Genomic DNA, 18,839 nt, shown 5'->3' with positions numbered 1-18,839 from the left:
TTCCGATCTAATGAACTATGGGAAGGATCGCTTTCATATTTTTCACGGCGGTCAAGTCTTGCAAGCCCTTCAGGTACAAGATTAAACTGCTGATCATTCATCAGTGCGGCTATTCCGACATTGGACCGTTTTTCATCCATTTCCGGGTAAACTTCTTTAAAATACCCTTCAGCACGGCCAGGAACATAGTTTTCCGGCTCCGGATAAGTTGTAATGACTCCTTCAAAATTACGAAGGACCACTTTATCGGCACTTTGTGATATTACGTAATTTGGCTGCAAGGAGATTTTTCCTCCTCCCCCAGGCGCGTCCACAACAAAAGTTGGAACCGCATATCCCGAAGTATGTCCTCTTAATCCTTCAATGATCTCAAGCCCTTTTGAAACTGGCGCACGGAAATGGCCAATCCCTTCAGATAAATCACATTGATAAATGTAATAAGGCCGGACCCGGATTTTAACAAGGTCATGCATTAGTTTCTTCATAATTGGAACGCTGTCGTTTATGCCCGCCAAAATAACAGATTGGTTGCCAACTGGAACACCTGCATTTGCCAGCATCTCACATGCTCTCTTGGAATCTTCGGTGATTTCAATAGAAGTATTAAAATGTGTATTCAGCCATACCGGATGATACTTCTTCAGGATATTGCATAAATTCTCGGTAATCCGCTGAGGAAATACAACAGGTGCCCTCGTGCCGATTCTGATGATTTCAACATGATCGATTTCCCTTAAATTCTTCAGAATGTATTCAAGGATATTGTCATTGATTAAAAGGCCATCCCCGCCAGATATGAGAACATCTCTAACCTGAGGGGCACTCCTGATATAACTGATCGCTGCATCAAGCTGTTTTTTCGGCACTCCCATGCCAATTTGACCGGAAAATCTCCTCCTTGTACAATAGCGGCAATACATGGAGCATTGATTTGTCACCAGAAATAAGACACGGTCAGGATAACGGTGCGTCAGGCCAGGGACAGGAGAATCTTCATCTTCATGCAAAGGATCTTCAAGGTCATATTTTGTTTTATATATTTCTTTTGAAATTGGTACCGATTGCATTCTGATCGGGCATCGCGGATCATCCGGATTCATTAGGGATGCATAATAAGGTGTAATGTTCAGCGGAATCGTTTTAGTCGAGATCCTTACCCCTTCTTCCTCATCCGGAGTGAGGTTTATGACTTTCTTCAGATCATCAACGGTGCGAATCGTATTTGTCAGCTGCCAAAGCCAATCATTCCATTGTTCATCTGTGACATCCTTCCACAGTTCAATGTCTTTCCAGTAACGATCCGGTTTATATAAAAAGTTCTTCAATTAAATTCCCCCTATATGGATTTCTTTAAAATATACACTGCAAGAATCATGCCAATCCTGAAGCTTTCGTATTATCATATGAAAATACTGCCGGAGAGGCGATAGTTAGCAGCTGAGGGGATATTTTTATTAAACTATTGTCTTTGAAACAAAAAAAAATGCCGATTATTCGGCACTTTCATAATTGCTGCAGGCAAGGCTCCTTTTATTTATTTCAATATTATACTTTGCCAGTTTATATTGCAGCGTTTGACGCGGAACCTCCAATAGCTTTGCGGCTCTTTTAATATTTCCATTGGTCTCTATAAGAGCTTTTTCAATTAATGCTTTCTCCTGTTCTTCCATACTCGCCTTTAATGGCTGAACCTTTAGTGAACCATCCTGTTTATCCTTTTGCAACTGCTGCTTCATTATCACAGGCAAATCCTCAGCCTTAAGGAAATCATCCTCACAGACATTCATCATATATTCAATTGTATGCTTTAATTCCCTGACATTTCCGGGCCAATGATATTGTCTGAAAAAGGCAAGCACATCATCCCCGATTCCGGAAAGGTTTTTGTGTAAAACCTGATTAAATCCCCTAATAAAATAATGTGCAAGAAATTCAATATCTTCTTTTCGATCCCTTAGAGGAAGGAGCCCGAAAGTGAGAACATTTAAGCGGTAAAATAAGTCTGTTCTGATTTGGTTTTTCTCCAGTGCTTCCACTGGATGGATGTTCATGGCTGCAATCACTCTCACATCTACATGAGAGCTCTTCGGGCTACCCACTCTTCTGACAATCCCATCCTCCAGCACTCTAAGCAGTTTTGCCTGAAGCTCAAATGGCATGGCATGAATTTCATCAAGGAAGAGTGTTCCCCCATCCGCTAATTCAAATAGGCCCGGCCTGTCTACAGCTCCTGTATAGCTTCCTTTAGCCGTCCCGAAAAGAATGCTTTCAAGCAAGGGTTCCGGTATAGCTGCACAGTTCTGGGCAATAAATGGCCCGGCAGCTCTTGAGGAAGCATGGTGGAGTCCCTGAACAAAGAGCTCCTTCCCGCATCCGCTTTCGCCAAACACCAGAATGGAGGAATTAGACTTGGCCAGTTTGGCCCCTTCTTTTTTAATTTTTTGCATTTCCTGATTTATAGTGAGAAGGCTATCCAGTGTGTACTGAACATTATCTGCAGCAGTCTTTTTTTTGACAGGCTGTTTTATTTTTTTTCGCAAATCCAGCAGGCTTTCAGAAAGAAGCTTCAACCTGGAATAGTCCTTAGCAATCTCAACAGCTCCCGCTACTTTCCCATCTACAGCAATAGGGAGAGTTGTATTAATGGTTTCTATTTGTGCGCCATGAAGGTTCACATAGGATTGCGTTTGATTATAGATCGGTTTTTTTGTTTTCATTACTTTTAATAAGGTGCTTGTCTCTTTATCCAATGAAGGAAAGACTTTCAGAACAGGTTTTCCGATAACCTCAGAAACCTCCAGACCATCGTGTCTTGCAGCAATTTCATTATAAAAAATGGTATTTCCATTCAAATCTACCACATGAATCCCTTCATCAATGCCCTTTAATATGGCTGCCAGAACTTCTTTTGAAATGCTTTGAATTTCAGTCATCAATATTCCCTCCCATATATATGTATATGACAGGGTGCCGAAAATTTGTCAGGATGGTGCCGAAATACTGGCACTATTTTATGTGTCTCCAATAATCCGCTGCAGCCAAATTCTTTACCCAGACATTCATATTTTCAAGTTTATCGAAAATATAACAATTGTTAAGCAGCCGGCCCCGATAGGAATAGCCCAGCTGATGCAGAACGGCATTCATTCCGAACGACAGCGCTCTGGCAATGGAGTAGGCACAGAATACACCCTGCGATTTTAAATCCTTTTCCAATTTTTCAAGGAGTATTTTCATTAAACCATGTTTACGGTGGGACGGAAGTGTCGCACAATCTGTCAGTTCTGCGTTTTTATAAAAAAGATTGACCTCCGCTGAAGCTGCACTCACAAGGTCATCATTATTCCGGAATGCGTAGTAGATGGTACCTTCCTGGATGGTCTTTTTAATATATGCGGGATCATGGAGAGGTGTTGGATAAATTTGAAATACTTCACGGTAGAGTGCAGCAAGTTTTTCTGCATCTTGCTCCGTTATTTTCAGGAGCTGATATTCGGAAGGAGGCATAATGACATCCGGGTTTCTTTCAATGGCTACTACACTTGTAATGATGCGGTCTTCAGAAATCCAATGTGGATTGATTCTTCTTTCATCTGAGAAATATTTACAGAAAAAGTATTGATTAGAGCCCCGGAAATACCCGTCAATAACAGCTTCGCATTGAAAACCCATTGCAAGAAGATCCGAATAATTTTCCACTCTTCCTCTAAAAATTAATTTCTCACACTGCTGTTCTTTTGCGGTTCTCTCTGCTTCATGAACGGCATCTTCCAATTTCCCTGCATAATCGTCTACTCTTAAGCGTTTATTGAATGGATCAAGGTATAATTCGGCAAGAAAGTTTTCTGTTTTTATTTTTTTTACAGAAGCTGTATTATGCATCGCTTGGACCCCCTTCAATTAAAAAACTGCCCAGCCAAACGGCCAGGCATTTATAGATTTATTAATAAATTCTGGCCAATACTGCCTTTTTTCCGGCCGAATTAGCGGTTTTACCGGCCAATTCGATTAAAATACCGCCCAAACCCAGGCATTTACCGGCCGAAGAATAATTCCTGTCCTTCATCTTAGTCAATCTTAAAGCTGATCAGCTTCATCTCTGTCATTTCTTCAACAGCATATTTTATGCCTTCACGTCCCATTCCGCTCATTTTTACTCCACCATATGGCATATGGTCTACACGGAAGGTTGGGAAATCGTTAACCATCACACCGCCAACATGAAGCTCTTTTGCTGCTTTGAAGGCTTTGTTCACATCATTGGTGAATACACCAGCCTGCAGGCCATAATCTGAATCATTCACAAGTGCCAGCGCCTCTTCAAAGCTGCTGAATGAATTAATATGAACAACAGGTGCAAATGCTTCCTCACATGAAATCTTTTCTGATTGGTCAACGTTCAGCAGGACGGTTGGGTGCAATGTATTATTTTCCGCCTTACCGCCAAGAGCAAGTTCTGCTCCGCTCTTAACGGCACTCTCGATCCAGCTTTGCGCGCGGTCGGTGTCACTCCTGGAGATCATCGCAGATAAATCTGTTTCCTCATTAAGCGGATCGCCGATTTTTAGCTTTTTGGCTTCCTCAACGAAGCGTTCTGCAAATGTCTGGTACAGGGATTCATGCACATAGATGCGCTGAACGGAAATACAAACCTGCCCCTGGAAGGCAAATGCCCCTGCTGCAATTCGCGCGACAATTTTCTCGACGTCTGCATTCTCATCCACTACAACTGCCGAATTGGAACCCAATTCAAGTGTTACTCTCTTTAAGCCTGCATTTTCGCGGATCTGCTTTCCTACTGCAGGGCTCCCTGTAAAAGTAATCATCGATATGCGGTCGTCTGCAACAAGTACATCGCCGACCGTTCCGCCGCTTCCTGTTATTACATTCAGAGCTCCCTCAGGAAGGCCGGCTCTGTGAAAAATATCTGCTATTTTATATGCCGACATTGGCGTTTGGGATGCAGGCTTTAATACAACCGTGTTTCCGGCAGCAATTGCAGGACCCACTTTATGGGCAACCAGGTTCATAGGAAAATTGAATGGAGTGATTGCGCCGATAATTCCAAGCGGCTCCTTTACTGTATAGGCTACCCTGCCTTCGCCTCCAGGAGCAGCATCCATGGGGATTGTCTCTCCATAAAGCTTGCGCGCTTCCTGGGCAGCGAAGGTATATGTCATGATGGTGCGGTCCACTTCTCCTCTTGCAGCCTTTAAAGGTTTAGATGCTTCACGCGCAATGATCATTGCGCACTCTTCTTTTTCTTCCTTCATGATGGCAACAGCATTTTCCAGTATTTCTGCCCTTTTATGGGCAGGCATTTCAGCCATTATTTTTCTGGCCTGATCTGCTGCATCAATCGCTGACTCCACATCGGAAGGAGAAGCCATGGCAACTTCTGCAATAACCTCCCCGCTGTACGGGCTTTTCAATGCTTTGTAGTTCTCAGTTTCCTTGAACCTTCCGCTGATCCATAAATGTTTTTTCATTGATATTCCTCCTTAAGTGCAGCATTCACCTATTACTTCTTCTAGTACGGAAAATCCTTCATTGAGCTGTTCATCGGTTGTAATAAGCGGAGTGAGCAGACGAATGATATTGCCATAGAGGCCTGCGCTCATAACAATGAGACCGCGCTTGTGTGCTTTTGACAGGATCTCCTGAACAATTTCCTTATTCGGTTCCTTTGTATCCTGATCCTTAACAAATTCAACGGCACACATTGCCCCTAAAGACCGAACTTCACCCACTTGCTTATATTTTAAAGGAAGATCTGAAAATTTTTCAGTAAAAAGGCTTCCGATTTCATTTGCCCTTTCTAATAATCCTTCTTCCTCAATTGTTCGAATCACTTCTAATGCGGCTGCACATCCGAGCGGACTGCCACCATAAGTTCCGCCAATTTCACCGATATTCGGTGAATCCATTATGTCAGCCCTTCCAGTTACAGCACTGATCGGCAATCCGGCAGCGATTGATTTTGACATCGTAATTAGATCCGGCACAACATCATAATGCTCCATAGCAAACATTTTGCCTGTCCTGCCAAATCCCGTTTGTACCTCATCAGCGATAAAGAGGATTCCATGATTTTCACAAAGCTGTTTTACACCTTTTACAAAACGTGAAGACGGCATAACGAAACCGCCCTCACCCTGTACAGGCTCCATAATGACAGCAGCAATCTCTTCAGGTGGCACCTCACTGAGAAAAAAAGTTTCGAATCTCTTAATTAAGGCAAGATCATATTCTTTATCCTTCAGACCCTCGCTGCGGTAATAATAAGGATAAGGCCATTTATATGTTTCAGGCGCAAATGGCCCGAATTCATATTTATATGGTTTAACCTTGCTCGTTAAACTCATGGACATATAGGTACGGCCATGAAAACCCCGTTCAAATGATATGATCCCTTTTCGGCCGGTATATTTCCTTGCTATCTTAACGGCATTTTCCACTGCCTCTGCGCCGGTGCTTAAAAAGAATGTTTTTTTGCTGTGTTTTCCGGGTGTAATGCTGTTGAGTTTTTCTGCCAGCTTAATATAGGGCTCATACATCATGACATGGAAGCATGGATGAAGATATTGGTCAATTTGGGCATGCAGGGCTGCTACAACCCTTGGCGGGCAGTGGCCAACATTTAGAGTACCGATTGCCCCGGCAAAATCAAGAAAAGTATTTCCGTCTATATCTGTCAGAAGTGCTCCTGCCCCCTTATCCGCAAATGTCTGCATCGTGTTAAATGGTCCCTTTGGCACATTCTCCTCTTTTTTAGCCAATAATTCCTTTGCTCTCGGTCCGGGTATCTCCGTCCTTATTTTAATTGATCCCATTATTATTTCCCCTCTCACTGATTAGTGCCGCACCATTCCAGTATGGCCAGAGCAATGATTTCAGCAGCTTCAAAGACTTCCTGCAAGGAAATATACTCGTTAACATCATGGGCAGCTTCAGTCACTCCGGGGCCAAAGATAACCACTGGCGTATTCCCAACTTTGGAAAGTATGCCTCCATCCGTGCCCCAGGGTGATGCTTCAACAGCCGGCTGCATGCCTTTTACTTCTTCAAAAGACTTCGATAATACGGTCATTATAGGGTGTTCCTGTTCCAAATCACCTGGCAGCCAGCGTCCGCCGAACCATTCAACTTGAGGAGGGTTCTTTTTTAGCCACTCATCATTTTGTGCTGCATCCCACAGGCACTGTTCCAGCTCTTTTTCTGCAGATTTCATTTCTTCATCTGGCGCCACCCCCATCCTTCCCTCTAAGGTGGCAATATCCGGCACTGAAGATGGCCATTCTCCGCTATTTATTTTTCCGATATTAATAGGGATCGGAATAGGAATCTTGGAATATAGCGGATCCTCAATTCTAAGGTTTCTTAATTTTTCCAGCTCTTGAAGCTTTGTCATCACTATCATGGCTTTTTCGATTGCATTGATCCCTTCATATCTGGTTCCTCCATGGGCAGAACGCCCTTTGACTGTTATCCGAAACCACATTGAACCCTGCTGTTTTGGGAAAAGCTTCATATTTGTCGGTTCAGGAATGATTGCCCCGTCGGCTGAATATCCCCGAAGGACAGCAGCCAAAGTTCCCGCCCCGCCGCTTTCTTCTTCTATGACACTTTGGAATATCACATCCCCTTTCAGCTTGATTCCAACCGTTATGATGGCTTCCATTGCAAGCAGGAGCGAGACAGTTCCCCCTTTCATATCCGTAGATCCCCGGCCAAAAAGTTTTCCATCTTCGATTCTTCCGCTAAATGGATCATGGTCCCAATCGTTTCGGTCTCCCTCTGGAACAACATCAATATGGCCATTCAGTATAAGGGACCTTCCCCCGCCTGTTCCTTTCAAAGTAGCCACCACATTGGGATTACCGGAAAAATCCTTTCTATCTGAACAAAAGGCAGGATGTTTGGTCAATTGCTCCTTGCCAATTTCCCAAATATCAAGTGTTAGTCCAAGTTTGCGGCATTTTTCAATGATGACAGCCTGTGCACTGCTTTCTTTCCCACGTATGCTTCCTTCCTGGACAAGCTGCTGAAGAAGTCTTGTTCCCCTTTGCCTATTATCTTTCAGCCACTGTTTAATCTTTGCATGTGCATTCATATTCTCACTCCTTTTTTGAGACCACAGCCAAACATAGAATAATATCTATCAATTAATCACTCTCACATCCCCAGCAATTGTAAAACCGCAGCCGGTATTCTCCCTTACTGCATGAATCGAATGCGGTGCAAATAATTCAGTCAGTATCAGTCCATGATTCTTTATTTGAAAGACAGCCATCTCCGTAATAATCATGTCTACACAGCGGGCAGATGTAAGCGGCAGACTGCACTCCTTCACAATTTTTGAATTTCCGTTTTTGTCTGTCTGGTTCATAAGGACAATTACTTTTTTGGCTTTTTGGGCAAGCTCCATTGCCCCGCCCATACCAGGAACTTTTTTACCAGGTACAATCCAGTTGGCCAGATCTCCCTTTTCACTCACCTGCAGGGAGCCAAGGATCGTCATATCAACTCTTCCTCTGCGTATCATCCCAAAAGCAATAGTACTGTCACAATACGAAGCACCTTTTACAGCGGAAACGGGAAAACCGCCAGCATTACAGAGATTTGCATCTTCCTTCCCTTTCTCCGGACTTGGCCCCATACCTGTAATGCCATTTTCCGCATGAAACATTACTTTTGTCCCATCTGGCAAATGATTAGGAACAAGCGAAGGGATTCCAATGCCGAGATTTACAATCATCCCGTCCTTTATTTCTTCAGCTGCACGTTTTGCAATGCGATCTCTGATTTCTACTCCCATGCCCATTTCCAATTAACTCCTTTCGAAGGGACAATATAATCCACAAAAACCCCTGGTGTAATAATTTCATCAGGATCGAGGCTGCCAAGAGGGACTATTTCCTCCACTTCTGCAATGGTCATATCTCCTGCCATAGCAACAAGCGGGTTTGTGTTTCTCGCACTTTTGTCATAAATTAAGTTTCCGTAAGGATCAGCTTTCTTTGCAAAGACAATTGATATTTCAGCTGTTAGAGCCGATTCGATGAGATATTTTTTCCCACTCAAATTACATGTTTGCTTATTGCTGGTTACAATGTCATTATCAAGGCCAATATCGGAAAGAATGGCAGGGATGCCGACTCCCCCTGCACGGATCCTTTCCGCCAATATCCCCTGTGGTGAAAATTCCACTTCCATTTTCCCATCTGTCATTAATTGGCCGGCTACGGGATTTGAGCCGATATGGGAAGCAATCATTTTTTTTGCCCTTCCCTGGCTGACCACTTTCCCGATGCCAATATGGGGAAACCCTGAATCATTGCCAATAAGCGTTAAGTCTTTGAATCCATTTTCCAAAATGCCGTCAATAAGGGCAGGAGGGGTGCCAATTCCGCCGAATCCTCCAAACATAATGATCATGCCATCCCGAAAATGCTTCATTGCCTCATCAATTTCAATGATTTTGTTAAAAGTGTTTTCCATATTTATTCAGCCTCTTCCTCAGCAAAGATCAAGTGATTTTCTGTGAAAATCTGTAAAGTACTTTCAAACCTTTTCACCAGATCATCTATTTCCCTTTTGGTAATGGTAAGCGGCGGTGCAATCAGTACAGCATCTCCATCGGTGCCGGTTTTGCCTGCCCCCGCAGGGTAAATAAGCAGTCCCTGCTCCTGAGCTTCCTGTATTAATCTCTGTGTCAGATTAAACCTTCTTGAAAACGGCTCTCTTGACAGCTGCTCTTTTACAAATTCAAGTCCGATCATCAGTCCTTTTCCTCTTACATCACCAATGAAAGAAAATTTGGATTGCAGTTTTGTCAACTTATTTTTCAAATACACACCTTTGCTTTCCACTTCAGGGATGATGTTATTTTTCTCAATATACTCAAGTACTGCGAGAGAAACTGCGCAGGACTGAGGATTGGCACTCAAGGTATGGCCGCTCATAATGCTCTTTGACCCTGCCAATATAGGCTTCATAACTTCATCGCTAACAAGGGCAGCCGCAATCGGTGCATATCCGGCTCCCATTCCTTTACCAAGGGCAACAATATCAGGTTTCACATTCCATTGCTCGCAGGCAAGCATAGTCCCCGTTCTCCCAAAACCAGTCATAACCTCATCAGCAATAAATAAAATGTCATACCGTTCACAAATTTCTTTTATTATCCGGTAGTAATCCTTTGGAGGGGTAATAGCTCCCCCTGCAGCCCCAATGACCGGCTCTGCAATAAATGCAGCAATATTCTCTTGCCCTATCCGTTTAATGATGGTTTCAAGTTCATGTGCACAAAGATAACCGCATTCAGGCGCTTCTAAATTGTAGGGACACCTATAGCAATAGGGCGGATGAATGACAGGAAAATCTTCGAGCAGGGGTATGAAGCGCGCCCTTCTGCCGGTATGACCTGACATGGATAAAGCACCAAGGGTTATGCCATGATAGCTCATCCACCTTGAAAGCACCTTTGTTTTTGTCTGAATGCCTTTTTCCTGCCAGTATTGAATCGCTATTTTCATAGCTGTTTCAGTTGCCTCAGACCCGCTGTTCACAAAAAAGCTCCAATTCAAGTCACCAATCGCTGCCTCTGCTATTTTATGAGCAAGCTTTTCAGCTGCCCCGCTGGTAAATTGCGAACGATACACAAAAGAGACTTTCTTAGCCTGTTCATGCATTGCCTCAATGATTTCCTCAATACCATGGCCAATATTGGCCGTTATCGCACCAGACGATGCATCCAAATATTCCTTTCCGGCAGTATCATATAAGTAAACTCCCTTGCCATAATCAATTATCGGGTAATGCGCATCAAGCATCGGCTTAATTAAATTCGACTGGTTCATCATAGTACTCCCTCCACCTATAATTGCGAAAAATGCCGGCGGCTAATCAGTATCCGCCGGATGGCTTCATGAGCATTCACAGTAAATCTTCAATTCTAACAAGCCAATCATTCTCTATCATTTTTGGCAATATAGTAAATTGTATGAGGTCACTTCAGAAATCTTTCATAAAAGAATTCAGTATTTTAGTCAGCTATTTTTTCCTTGCATAAAAAAACAGCCGCTGGGAAGCGGCTGCACCAAATTTCTTTTTGCTATTTCTGTTCAATCCAAATTTCACTTTCAAAACCTTGTGCTTTTATTGCAGCCCTTCCTCCAATCGGGATAGTGGCATAAGGCTGTACATGGCCAAAATTCACATCAGCTATCACAGGAAGGCCGTGAAGCTCTTTTTTCGAATCAATAATCTTTCTCAGCGCCTCTTCGGTAACATGGGAATTCTTCTGAAACCTCCCAATCAGAATTCCTTTAATGCCTTGAGCATCAGGCAGGTGCAGCAGTGATTGGAGATACCGATCAAAGGTAAGAGCATGTGATTCCTCATCATCTTCAATAAATAAAATTGAATCCTTTAATGATGGCATGAAATCTGTCCCCTGCAGCAAATTAAGTGTGCATAAATTCCCTCCAATTAATCTGCCTTCTGCATTCCCTTCCTGGATTACCGTATACCCATTATTTTTGATGAAATGCCTGTCTTCCTGATCAAGGTACCATGGATCATCACTCCAATGTGGCGATGCGAGGATTTCATAAGGAGCGTCATTGGTTACTGCATTAATAAAAGAATCAAGAGTGTACTCAAACCCATGTTTAACACCGAAGCTTGAAAAATGCGGGCCTGAATAGGTGATCAATCCTGTTTTTTTATAAATGGCGCCCTGCAGTGCTGTGATATCACTAAATCCGCAAAATATTTTCGGATTGTTTTTTATTATCCCGAAGTCTATGTAATTCAAAAGCTGGTTGGCGTTATAGCCGCCAATCACTGTCAGGATTCCCTTTACATTAGGATCAGTAAAAGCATCATGCAAATCTTCAATTCTCTCTTCAATAGAAGTACTGAAAAACTCATCATGAAGTTCTGCATTTTTGCCGTATGTTACTGTGAATCCAAGCTGATTCAGCCGTTCCTGGGCAATTCGCAACTGTTCGCCTTTTATGAGGGCCATGCTTCTTGACGGTGCAATGACCCGGATCTCATCCCCTGGCTTTAAACGCTCTGCAAGCATTCTGTCCTCTCCTTTGCCGCTTTTAGACTTGTTTATTGTTCTACATTCTATCAGATACAGTCTCTTTGAGAAATAACTGTTTTTACATAATGAAAAAAGGCCAGCTTTTCAGCATGGCCTTCTGCTTTTATACTATTGCAGGTTCCCTTCTTGGTGCATTGCTTTTCTTCTCTATAATATCCCTTGCAATCCAAACTCCGCACGCTCCCGCTTGTGCGAGCCCTCTGGTGATGCCTGCACCGTCCCCGCCGACATATAGGCCGCTGATTTCCGTTTCGAATCGGTCATTCAGTCTTGGGCGCGCAGAGTAGAATTTTGCCTCCACGCCATAGAAAAGTGTATGTTCTGATGCAAGTCCAGGAGATACATGGTTTAAAGCCTCAGTCATTTCAATCAGGCTTTTCATTGTATTATATGGAAGCACAAGTCCTAAGTCGCCAGGTACCGCTTCTTTTAAGGTTGGCTCCAGAAATCCTTCCTTAATCCTCTTCTCAGTAGATCTTCTTCCTTTTAATATATCTCCATACTTTTGAACAATGATTCCGCCGTTTGAAAGGCTGTTGGCAAGCCTTGAAATTTCGTGTGCATATTCATTTGGCTTATCAAACGGTTCTGAGAATGTATGGGATACAAGGAGCGCAAAGTTTGTATTAGGGCTTCCCAGTTTAGGGTCTTTATAAGCATGGCCATTCGCAAGCATGATTCCGGAGTGGTTTTCCACTACGACGTGCCCAGATGGATTGCTGCAGAATGTCCGCACTCTTGTACCTACAGATGTATTAAATGTGAATTTTCCTTCGTAAAGATGTTTATTGATCTCTTCCATGACAATATTGGAAGTTTCAACCCGGACGCCAATATCGACCTGATTATTGATCATCTTTAATCGGCGGGACTTCAGGAGGTTTGCCAGCCAAACAGATCCATCTCTCCCGGGTGCTACAACCACCTTATCAGCATGAACCTCATTTCCGGACTTCAGCATGACACCCTTAATGCGATGCCCATCAGGCGTTTTTTCGGTTATGAGGTCTTCAACCTCAGTCTTATAGGACATATCAATTTTTTCACGCAAATATTCATAAATGCTTTTTAGTATTTCAAGGTTCTGCTCAGTACCTAAATGCCTAACCTGTGCACGAAGAAGTTTTAGTCCCGCTGCATAACCGCGGCGCTCAATATCTCTCACTTCATCAGTCATTGGATCTGTGATGCTTTCAGTTGCACCGTGTTTCAAATTAATTTCATCTACATATTTTATCAATTCAACAACCTGTGAATCAGGAAGATAATCTGTCATCCATCCGCCGAATTCACTTGTAATATTGAATTTTCCATCTGAATAAGCACCTGCTCCGCCAAAACCATTAGTGATTGAACATGCCGGCAGACAGCCTGCATACTCTTTTCTTCCCGCGGCAGGCGGGCATTTCTCAATCTTTTTCTGTAAAATCGGACAATTTCTCCGATAAATATCATGACCTTTATCAATTAATAAAATATTTGCTTCAGGCATTTTTAATGTTAATTCATAACAAGTAAATATTCCAGCCGGTCCAGCACCGACTACAATAACATCATAATTTGCATTCATCGTCCTTTTCCTCCAGACGCATTATTCGGTAATTTCATTAACCCTAGGTAACTATATCAAACACTGAAGAAACGGTCAATCTTTTTACGAACTATTTAATTAAATCAATATTTATTGTTCGGTTTTGAAATAATTTATGTAAAATTCCGTGAATATAGCAGCACCTGCAAGCTCCTCAACAAAAAGAAGGCTGCTCATAAAGAGCAGCCTCCACAAGACTTATTTAATGTTACCAATTTCCACAGCAGCATGCTCCGATAATAATCAATAGAATGAACAATACGACGATCAATGCAAAACCGCCATATCCACATCCTCCATATTGAGCACCTGCTACAGGATAGCCATATCCTGGATAGCATTGGTCATAGCCAGCACCAGCAACTGCACCTTTATACATTAATAATCACTCCTCAACAAGATTTCTTGGGCATTTTCAATATTAATGTATGTGCGCAGAACTTGACCCGCATGTGCATTTGCCCATTTTTATAAAAAAACGGTGAACTGCATTTTAAACCTTCCCCCATAGCCATTATTAGGGTACGATAACATTAAGAGATTCAGAAGAGAAGCGGGGGATTCAAACCAATGAAGAAAAGGAAGATCGGCATATACTTTTTTATCATCACTTTTATATATGGTTTGTATCATTTGTTTGATAGTTTTTCTAAAGCCGAAGGGGCAAATCCAAGTAACGTATATCAAAAGTTATCGTCAAAAGAGAATATCAATTACCTCATTATTGGGGACAGCATAGGCAGGGGGTCGGGTGCGACCTCCAAATCATCTGCATGGTTTACAAGGCTTGAGCGGCATATGCATAGTGAATTTGGGATTAAAGCCAAAAGGCATTCCATAGTCCAAAGCGGTGCCACTGCCTTTGAAGGTTTATATAAGCTTCAGCAATCCGAACATTTAGGAAAAATTGACTTAACTTTTATCGTGTTTGGGGAGAATGACCGCAAATATATGGATGAAAAGCAATTTTCATATTTCTACGAAGGACTTATCCGGAAAACCAAACAGCTCTACCCTGACACCGAGATCATAACCATTACAGAAAATCCGCTTGATAATGAGGCATTTGTTCAGGCAATTTCAGTTATCTCTAATCACTATGGTGCAAAAAATGTGGATATGAGAAAACCATTCGGACAATCCGGAATGCCTGCAGAGGAACTGACTAAGGATATGGTCCATCCAAATGATGAGGGCTATAAAATATATGCAAATACACTAATCAGGAAAATAAGAGAATTAGCAGGCAGTCATGCAGAGATTGCTGAACTTTCTGCCCCCATTCATGAAAATGCGGATATCGAAATTGCATCCATCCCTCATGTTACCGATATATCGGGTTCATTTATTCACAAAGACGGCATTTGGGAGAGCAGCAAGGCGGGTGACAGTCTTGAATATCAATTTAGCGGCCCTTTTCTTGGAGTCAATATGATTCGAAGCGAAAAAGGCGGGAAGATGGATGTTTTTATAGATGATATTTATATTACATCTTTATCCGCCTGGTGGCCTCTGACTAAAGAAAGATATCAATATATTGTCAGCGGCCTCGAAAACGGACCGCATCATGTGAAATTTATTGTGACTAAAGAAAAATCAGTGAATAACAGTACTGACGATGCAATTATTCAAATATCCTCCATACTTACAAAATCAGAATAGCAAAGTTTTTTCGTTCGAAAGAGGAGAGCAATTCATGAAGAGTTTATTCAAGAATTTTATTAATGGGATTCTAACGATTGTGCCCATTATTTTAGCAATATTTGTTGTGGTCAAAACCTTTTTGTTTCTTGATGGCATTACAGGGAATCTCTTAAAGCCTTATTTAAAAGATGATTATATCCCGGGAATAGGATTGCTCGCTACACTTATCCTTATTACCTTATTAGGATGGCTTTCAACAAAGTTCATTACCGGATCCATTATTAAGCTTGCAGATCGCCTGCTGGAGAGAATTCCTCTGGTTAAAACGATTTACACTGTCATTAAAGATACTGTTCATTCCTTTCTTGGTGAAAAGAAATCATTCTCAAAAGTAGCATTGATTACAATCCCAGGAACTGAAATGAAGAGCCTTGGGTTTATTACTTCGGAAGGACTGGAAGATTTTTATGACCCGCTGAGGGAATATGCAGCTGTCTATGTACCCCAAACCTTTCAGGTTGCAGGCTTCACGTTTCTAATACCTAAAGAGCAAATAGAAATCATAGATGTTAAGCCCGAAAATGCAATGAAATTTATTCTATCTGGGGGAATGACCTCGAAGGGAACACCAAACAAGGAACGAAGTTTATAAAAAATCATGTATAAAGCCGCCCAATCATTGGGGCGGCTTTTTCTGATTATTTCGCAGTAACTGTCATTACTGTAGATGTACCTCGCGTTACGGCTCCAGCTGCATTCTTCTCAAGAGAAGCGACCTGGTCGCCATTAGTGATAATGATCGGAGTGACAGTGCTTTTTGCTTTTTCCTTAACTAGGGCTAAATCAAACGTTACAAGCTTATCACCTTCGCTGACATTTGATCCCTCAGATATATGGGTCTCGAATCCTTCCCCTTTCATCGAAACCGTTTCAAGGCCAATATGAATTAAAATCTCGGCACCATTCTCAGCACGAATCCCAATTGCATGCTTGGTAGGGAACACTTGAACCACTTCTCCATTCACCGGGGAAACAACTACCCCTTCTGCAGGTTCGATTGCAATACCGTCCCCCATCATTCTTTCTGCAAAAACAGGATCAGGCACTTCTTCCAGATTAACTGCTGTACCTGTCAAAGCAGCCTTAACCTCTATTGCTTTAACTGCTTCCTTTTTGCCAAATAATTTCTTAAACATAAAAACACCTTCCATTTCTTAGTTTGCATCATTAAATAAACGCAGAAACTCTTTATAGCCTTCTTCCTCCAGCTTTTCCTTAGGAATAAACCTAAGTGCAGCAGAATTAATGCAATAACGGAGGCCCTCAGGTCCCGGCCCATCATCAAATACATGACCAAGATGGGAATCTGCTGATTTGCTTCTCACTTCTGTTCTGACCATATAGTGGCTGCGGTCTTCTTTTTCCACAATTTCCTCATCCTGTATGGGCTTTGTAAAGCTTGGCCAGCCACATCCTGCGTCATACTTGTCTTTTGAGCTGAAAAGAGGCTTGCCGGAAACGATATCGACATAGATTCCGTCTTTAAATTCATTCCAATATTCGTTGCGGAATGGCGGCTCTGTGCCATTATTCTGAGTTACTTCATATTGCATTGGATCAAGTTTCTGCTTCAAATCTTCTCTATTTTTTTCCATTATTCTTCACCCCAATGCTTATTAATAAATGCCTTTCTTCCTGAGCCGGTTTGATAGGAATTGTATCTTTCCGGATTTTTCTTGTAATAATGCTGATGATAGTCTTCTGCAGGATAAAATTCTGAAGCAGGCAGAATCCTGGTAACAATCGGTTTCGTAAATGGTCCGGTTTCTTCAAGCTTTTGTTTGGATTCTGCTGCCGTTTGCTTTTGTTTTTCATTGTGATAAAAAATCGCAGTCTGGTATGATTGGCCGCGATCATAAAACTGCCCGCCTGCATCTGTTGGGTCAATCTGCTGCCAATATAGTTCAAGAAGCTTTTCATATGGGAAAACCTCAGGATCAAATGTAATTTGAACCGCTTCGTAGTGACCAGTCGTTTCTGAACAGACTTGCTGATAAGTTGGACTTTTTACATTCCCTCCGGTATATCCAGATACTACTTCTTCAATTCCAGGCTGTTCATCAAAAGGCTTTACCATACACCAAAAGCAGCCTCCTGCAAACGTTGCCTTTTCAAATTCTTTCTTTGTCATGTACTCCACCTCTTTCCGGCACTTTTCTATCTTTTACTTTTCCCTTAGAAAAATGATTTAAAGCTATATACATAAGATTAATGAAAAGATTCTATATATGCAAAAGAAACCTCTTTAGTGAAGAGGTTTCTGAATTTTTACATTCTTTTCTTCTTTGCTCCAGCGCTCACTTTTTTCCAGCGTTTGCGCTCTTCAGATTGAGCTCTCTTATCTTGCTTTCTGTCCAGATAAGCGAGTTCCTTCAGAAGCTTTTTATAGCTATTAAGACGTGCCCTTGATATGCTTCCGTCCTCTATTAACCTATGCACAGCGCAGCCTGGTTCATTTTCATGTGTACAGTCCCTGAATCTGCAGTTTTCAGCGGCTTGCTCAATATCCGTGAAGCTTTCAGAAAGCCCACTTTCACTTTCCCATAGCTGAAGCTCTCTCATTCCTGGAGTATCAATTAATATGGCGCCGTCAGGAAGAAGGATGAGCTCCCGATGAGTAGTTGTATGCTTTCCTTTATCATCACTAATTCTAATATCCTGGACTTTTTGCTTATCCGCGCCTAGAAGATAATTTGTAAGAGTGGATTTTCCCACTCCTGAAGAGCCGAGTAAGGCGATTGTTTTTCCTGGCTCTAAAAACGGCTTAAGCTGATCTATTCCCATCTCTTCAATGACACTGGTTGAAATAACAGGTACACCCATGGCAACACTGCCCACCTCACCGAGCTTATCGTCCAGATTTTCACAAAGATCAGCCTTGGTAAGAACAATGACAGGAGCTGCCCCGCTTTCCCATGATAAAAGCAAATAACGTTCCAATCTCCTTAAGTTAAGATCCTCGTTAAGAGAATTAACCAGGAAAATAGTGTCTACATTAGCTGCTACAATTTGCTCTTCAGTGTTCAACCCTGCTGCTTTCCGTGAAAATTTGCTTTTTCTTGGAAGGACAGCATGAATCGTACCACGCTGCTCGCCCTCCCTTTCTTTGATGACAACCCAGTCACCGACAGCAGGATAATCTTCTCTGGATGATGCATCGAAAGAAAACTTCCCTGATACTTCACAAAGCATTTCACCGTTATCTGTCCAAACGCGATACATTCTTTTATGCTCTAACGCAACACGGCCAATTTGATATCCTTTTTCTTCATACGCTGAAAATGCCTCTTTAAAAAAGTTATTAAATCCAAATTTATTAATTGTCAATGTTGTTCCTCCATGCTTATAGAAAATTATTTTACATACAAAAAAACCATAAGCCATCAGCCCATGGTTTTATAATGCAAAGTTCAATAAGCAGTTGAA

At 42.1% G+C, this 18,839-nt stretch carries 18 protein-coding genes; 2 read left to right on the top strand and 16 right to left on the bottom strand.

The features are described from left to right. From ablA to ACEQ1T_RS17015, 12 genes are all read right to left on the bottom strand, one after another. A partial coding sequence (gene ablA, locus ACEQ1T_RS17070) for a lysine 2,3-aminomutase (protein ID WP_370223894.1) occupies positions 1-1,325 on the bottom strand: 1,325 nt, incomplete at its 3' end. A 165-nt stretch (positions 1,326-1,490) separates the two neighbouring features. Then, on the bottom strand, positions 1,491-2,933 hold the full coding sequence (locus ACEQ1T_RS17065; protein ID WP_370223892.1) for a sigma-54 interaction domain-containing protein: 1,443 nt from the start codon (positions 2,931-2,933) through the stop codon (positions 1,491-1,493). A gap of 73 nt (positions 2,934-3,006) precedes the next feature. Then, a complete protein-coding gene (gene ablB, locus ACEQ1T_RS17060) occupies positions 3,007-3,882 on the bottom strand; it encodes a putative beta-lysine N-acetyltransferase (protein WP_206837917.1) in 876 nt (291 codons plus the stop codon). A 185-nt stretch (positions 3,883-4,067) separates the two neighbouring features. Beyond that, a complete protein-coding gene (locus ACEQ1T_RS17055; RefSeq protein WP_370223891.1) occupies positions 4,068-5,489 on the bottom strand; it encodes an aldehyde dehydrogenase family protein in 1,422 nt (473 codons plus the stop codon). Between the two features lie 12 nt (positions 5,490-5,501). Then, positions 5,502-6,833, bottom strand: coding sequence for a 4-aminobutyrate--2-oxoglutarate transaminase (gabT, locus tag ACEQ1T_RS17050; protein ID WP_370223890.1), 1,332 nt, complete (start codon positions 6,831-6,833; stop codon positions 5,502-5,504). A gap of 14 nt (positions 6,834-6,847) precedes the next feature. Beyond that, on the bottom strand, positions 6,848-8,113 hold the full coding sequence (locus ACEQ1T_RS17045) for a peptidase (protein WP_370223888.1): 1,266 nt from the start codon (positions 8,111-8,113) through the stop codon (positions 6,848-6,850). Positions 8,114-8,161: 48 nt separating this feature from the next. Continuing rightward, on the bottom strand, positions 8,162-8,824 hold the full coding sequence (locus ACEQ1T_RS17040) for a 3-oxoacid CoA-transferase subunit B (RefSeq protein WP_206837926.1): 663 nt from the start codon (positions 8,822-8,824) through the stop codon (positions 8,162-8,164). Beyond that, complete coding sequence (locus tag ACEQ1T_RS17035; RefSeq protein WP_370223887.1) at positions 8,809-9,501, bottom strand: CoA transferase subunit A; 693 nt, start codon at positions 9,499-9,501, stop codon at positions 8,809-8,811. The genes ACEQ1T_RS17040 and ACEQ1T_RS17035 overlap by 16 nt, the downstream gene beginning before the upstream one ends. A gap of 2 nt (positions 9,502-9,503) precedes the next feature. Further along, positions 9,504-10,862, bottom strand: coding sequence for an aspartate aminotransferase family protein (locus ACEQ1T_RS17030; protein ID WP_370223895.1), 1,359 nt, complete (start codon positions 10,860-10,862; stop codon positions 9,504-9,506). A 254-nt stretch (positions 10,863-11,116) separates the two neighbouring features. Then, the gene (locus tag ACEQ1T_RS17025; RefSeq protein ID WP_370223885.1) at positions 11,117-12,094 is read right to left on the bottom strand and encodes a S66 peptidase family protein; all 978 of its coding nucleotides are present in this window, start codon (positions 12,092-12,094) and stop codon (positions 11,117-11,119) included. 127 nt (positions 12,095-12,221) lie between these two features. Further along, positions 12,222-13,688, bottom strand: coding sequence for an NAD(P)/FAD-dependent oxidoreductase (locus tag ACEQ1T_RS17020; RefSeq protein WP_370223884.1), 1,467 nt, complete (start codon positions 13,686-13,688; stop codon positions 12,222-12,224). 229 nt (positions 13,689-13,917) lie between these two features. Next, the gene (locus ACEQ1T_RS17015; protein WP_206837936.1) at positions 13,918-14,088 is read right to left on the bottom strand and encodes a YjcZ family sporulation protein; all 171 of its coding nucleotides are present in this window, start codon (positions 14,086-14,088) and stop codon (positions 13,918-13,920) included. A 191-nt stretch (positions 14,089-14,279) separates the two neighbouring features. Here ACEQ1T_RS17015 and ACEQ1T_RS17010 point away from each other — a divergent pair, with 191 nt between their 5' ends. Both ACEQ1T_RS17010 and ACEQ1T_RS17005 read left to right on the top strand, forming a co-directional pair. After that, positions 14,280-15,371 (top strand): SGNH/GDSL hydrolase family protein, encoded by a 1,092-nt coding sequence (locus ACEQ1T_RS17010; protein ID WP_370223881.1) that lies wholly within the window; start codon positions 14,280-14,282, stop codon positions 15,369-15,371. Positions 15,372-15,405: 34 nt separating this feature from the next. Next, positions 15,406-16,005 carry a DUF502 domain-containing protein gene (locus tag ACEQ1T_RS17005; protein ID WP_206837940.1) on the top strand — a complete coding sequence of 200 codons (600 nt, stop codon included), beginning with the start codon at positions 15,406-15,408 and terminating at the stop codon, positions 16,003-16,005. 46 nt (positions 16,006-16,051) lie between these two features. On the opposite strand, the gene ACEQ1T_RS17000 is transcribed toward ACEQ1T_RS17005, so the two are convergent. From ACEQ1T_RS17000 to rsgA, 4 genes are all read right to left on the bottom strand, one after another. Then, positions 16,052-16,549, bottom strand: a complete 498-nt coding sequence (locus ACEQ1T_RS17000) for a PTS glucose transporter subunit IIA (RefSeq protein WP_206837942.1) — start codon at positions 16,547-16,549, stop codon at positions 16,052-16,054. Positions 16,550-16,567: 18 nt separating this feature from the next. Further along, complete coding sequence (gene msrB / locus ACEQ1T_RS16995; protein ID WP_370223879.1) at positions 16,568-17,008, bottom strand: peptide-methionine (R)-S-oxide reductase MsrB; 441 nt, start codon at positions 17,006-17,008, stop codon at positions 16,568-16,570. Continuing rightward, positions 17,008-17,544 carry a peptide-methionine (S)-S-oxide reductase MsrA gene (gene msrA, locus ACEQ1T_RS16990; protein WP_206837947.1) on the bottom strand — a complete coding sequence of 179 codons (537 nt, stop codon included), beginning with the start codon at positions 17,542-17,544 and terminating at the stop codon, positions 17,008-17,010. Before msrA ends, msrB begins: the two co-directional genes overlap by 1 nt. Before the next feature lie 137 nt (positions 17,545-17,681). Next, positions 17,682-18,740: a ribosome small subunit-dependent GTPase A gene (rsgA, locus tag ACEQ1T_RS16985; RefSeq protein ID WP_370223878.1), complete on the bottom strand. Its 1,059-nt coding sequence runs from the start codon at positions 18,738-18,740 to the stop codon at positions 17,682-17,684. Positions 18,741-18,839: the final 99 nt, after the last annotated feature.

The sequence above is a fragment of the Cytobacillus sp. genome (assembly GCF_964223445.1).
Classification (GTDB): domain Bacteria; phylum Bacillota; class Bacilli; order Bacillales; family Cytobacillaceae; genus Cytobacillus.
This window is presented reverse-complemented; position numbering and strand designations above follow the sequence as displayed.